The organism is Streptomyces sp. NPDC000151 (assembly GCF_040301705.1).
Classification (GTDB): Bacteria; Actinomycetota; Actinomycetes; order Streptomycetales; family Streptomycetaceae; genus Streptomyces.
The window spans coordinates 1-3,051 of record NZ_JBEPFC010000283.1 but is presented as its reverse complement, the minus strand read 5'-3'; the positions used below and the strand labels follow the sequence as shown (position 1 = coordinate 3,051).

The window sequence follows — 3,051 nt, the reverse complement described above, 5'->3', positions numbered from 1 at the left end:
TCGGTGACCTGCTGGGCCAGCTCGCGGGTGGGCACCAGGACCAGGGCCAGCGGGCGGCGCGGCTCGGCGCGCTGTCCGGCGGTGCGGCCCAGCAGGGCGAGGCCGAAGGCGAGGGTCTTGCCGGAGCCGGTGCGGCCGCGGCCCAGCACGTCGCGGCCGGCCAGGGAGTTGGGCAGGGTGGCCGCCTGGATCGGGAACGGCGTGCTCACGCCCTGCGCACCGAGCTCGGCCAGCAGCGGCGCGGGCATCTCCAGATCGGCGAACGCCTCGACGGCGGGCAGCCCAGGAGTCACCGTCACCGGCAACGCGAACTCACCCTGAGGGGCGGCCTGTCGGCGACCGTTACCGCTCGAACGGCGCGGAGCGCCGGAGCGGCCGGAGGACGGGGCGCCGAAGCGGCCGCCGCCTCTGCCGCCGGAACCACCGGAGCCGGAGCCACCGGTACGGGTGCGGTCGTAGCGATCGTTTCCACGTGTGCGCTTCATTGGGGAACCTTCCTCGATGCGGCACGTATCAAGGAATACCCGCAGCGAGTGCACAGCGCGGAGAATTGCGAGAACGAGCCGGATGAAATATGAAAGCGGCCTGGTCGGTAATAGGTGACCGACGGACCGATACGTTCGGACGAGTGGCGCGGTCCGAGCGGGCGAGCCGGACAAGGGCGAGCCCAATCAAGGAACAAGGCGGATTGCGTCCGCATTCCTGAACGGGACGTGCGTCCGGATTCCTGAATGGGGCGTATGTCCGGCGCGCCGGGAAAAGCAACGAGCTGGGGCCCGCACCCCAAGGTGCGGGCCCCAGCTGCGATGATGCGTCAGCTTCAGGCGGGAACGATGTTCTCGGCCGTCGGGCCCTTCTGGCCCTGCGCGATGTCGAAGGTCACCTTCTGGCCCTCCTGGAGCTCACGGAAGCCCTGGGTGGCGATGTTCGAGTAGTGGGCGAAGACGTCGGGGCCGCCGCCGTCCTGCTCGATGAAGCCGAAGCCCTTTTCCGAGTTGAACCACTTCACGGTGCCAGCAGCCATTTTAAATCTCCTTTGGGGGCAGTGCCCGGAGTCCACACCTTGCGGACTCCGCGTCGCCGCGATGATCACCCCGCCGGAAATGACCGGAAACACAAAAAGCGCTCCCACCGGTACGGAAACACGGTGAGGGCACTTGAAGTTTTGGGAACCACAACTGCAACTGACATCGACACTAGCACGGTACGGTCGGCACTGGGTGGTGAGTAATTCCACTTCGGCTGCCGCACAAGAAATCCTCAGTGCGCGTCGCGTTGATTTCTCTCACCGCGGCCACAGATATTGGCACGCGTGGGGCACAGCGTTTCTGCCGCCATCCGTACGCTGCCCGTCGTACTCGTACGCCGCCCGCCGCGGAACGTCGAAGGGCCCCACCGCAAGCGGTGGGGCCCTTCGACGTAGTGCCCGGTGAGGCACTGGCGGAGGATACGAGATTCGAACTCGTGAGGGGTTGCCCCCAACACGCTTTCCAAGCGTGCGCCCTAGGCCACTAGGCGAATCCTCCGAGGAAGACATTACATGACGTGGAGGAGTGCTCGCGAACCTGATCCCCGGCCGACCGGTGTGACGTGAACAACCCTGGCCGGGGAGGGGGTGCGGGTCGTTTCGGGGGCGCTGGATCAGGTACTGTGGGCGCAGCCCCTCACGTGGCGCTATCTGACTGAACTCCCCCAGGGCCGGAAGGCAGCAAGGGTAGGTCGGCTCTGGCGGGTGCGTGGGGGGCGTTTGCGTTTCCGGGGCGGGCGGCCCGTGCCTGGTGGGGCGGCCGCGCTCTGTTGCGGGGTGGCAGCGGGAAGCCGTCGGCGGGGCCGGTTGTCAGTGCGGGCCGATATCGTCGTATGCGTGTCATCCCTTGCGCTGTACCGCCGCTACCGCCCCGAGACCTTCGCCGAGGTCATCGGGCAAGAGCACGTGACCGACCCGCTGCAGCAGGCCCTGCGGAACAACCGCGTCAACCACGCGTATCTCTTCAGCGGACCGCGCGGCTGCGGCAAGACCACCAGCGCGCGGATCCTGGCGCGCTGCCTGAACTGTGAGCAAGGTCCCACTCCGACGCCGTGCGGCGAGTGCCAGAGCTGCATCGATCTCGCGCGCAACGGCCGCGGGTCGATCGACGTCATCGAGATCGACGCGGCGTCGCACGGTGGCGTGGACGACGCGCGGGAGCTGCGCGAGAAGGCGTTCTTCGGCCCGGCCAGCAGCCGGTACAAGATCTACATCATCGACGAGGCCCACATGGTCACTTCGGCGGGGTTCAACGCCCTGCTGAAGGTGGTCGAGGAGCCGCCGGAGCACCTCAAGTTCATCTTCGCGACGACCGAGCCCGAGAAGGTCATCGGGACGATCCGGTCGCGTACGCACCATTACCCGTTCCGGCTGGTGCCCCCGGGGACGCTGCGGGAGTACCTGCACGAGGTGTGCGGCCGCGAGGAGATCCCGGTCGAGGAGGGCGTGCTGCCGCTGGTCGTGCGGGCCGGCGCCGGGTCCGTGCGTGACTCGATGTCGGTGATGGACCAGCTGCTGGCGGGCGCCGGTGCCGACGGTGTGACGTATGCCATGGCGACGGCACTGCTCGGTTATACGGACGGGTCGTTGCTGGACTCGATCGTGGAGGCGTTCGCCTCGGGGGACGGGGCGGCGGCCTTCGAGGTCGTGGACCGCGTGATCGAGGGCGGGAACGACCCGCGGCGGTTCGTCGCGGACCTGCTGGAGCGGCTGCGGGACCTGGTGATCCTGGCGGCGGTCCCGGACGCGGCGGAGAAGGGGCTGATCGACGCCCCGACGGACGTCGTGGAGCGGATGCAGGCGCAGGCGTCCGTCTTCGGCGCCGCAGAGCTGAGCCGGTCCGCCGATCTCGTCAATTCCGGGCTGACGGAGATGCGCGGGGCGACCTCGCCGCGGCTCCAGCTGGAGCTGATCTGTGCGCGGGTGCTGCTGCCCGCCGCGTACGACGACGAGCGGTCGGTGCAGGCGCGGCTGGACCGCCTGGAGCGCGGGGTCGGCGCGGCCGCGCTCGGCGGCGGCCTGCC

3 protein-coding genes, 1 tRNA gene and 1 other RNA gene are annotated in these 3,051 nt (G+C 68.9%); 2 read left to right on the top strand and 3 right to left on the bottom strand.

Annotated elements, in window-relative coordinates; all coding sequences use genetic code 11:
• From ABT381_RS35505 to ABT381_RS35495, 3 genes are all read right to left on the bottom strand, one after another.
• Nucleotides 1-485 (bottom strand): DEAD/DEAH box helicase (locus ABT381_RS35505; protein ID WP_351602172.1); only part of this gene is annotated, 485 nt, incomplete at its 3' end.
• Nucleotides 486-820: 335 nt separating this feature from the next.
• Entirely contained in the window at nucleotides 821-1,024 is a 204-nt protein-coding gene (locus ABT381_RS35500) for a cold-shock protein (RefSeq protein WP_031049505.1), read from the bottom strand.
• A gap of 414 nt (nucleotides 1,025-1,438) precedes the next feature.
• Nucleotides 1,439-1,526 (bottom strand) — tRNA-Ser (locus ABT381_RS35495).
• Between the two features lie 129 nt (nucleotides 1,527-1,655).
• On the opposite strand from ABT381_RS35495, the gene ffs reads away from it, so the two are divergent.
• Nucleotides 1,656-1,754, top strand: an RNA gene (ffs, locus tag ABT381_RS35490) — signal recognition particle sRNA small type.
• A 110-nt stretch (nucleotides 1,755-1,864) separates the two neighbouring features.
• On the top strand, nucleotides 1,865-3,051 hold a 1,187-nt coding region (locus ABT381_RS35485), incomplete at its 3' end, for a DNA polymerase III subunit gamma and tau (protein ID WP_351602167.1).

Excerpts from the sequence above, each read along its gene's own strand:
- ABT381_RS35500 (WP_031049505.1), bottom strand. The coding sequence starts at position 1,024 with ATGGCTGCTGGCACCGTGAAGTGGTTCAACTCGGAAAAGGGCTTCGGC.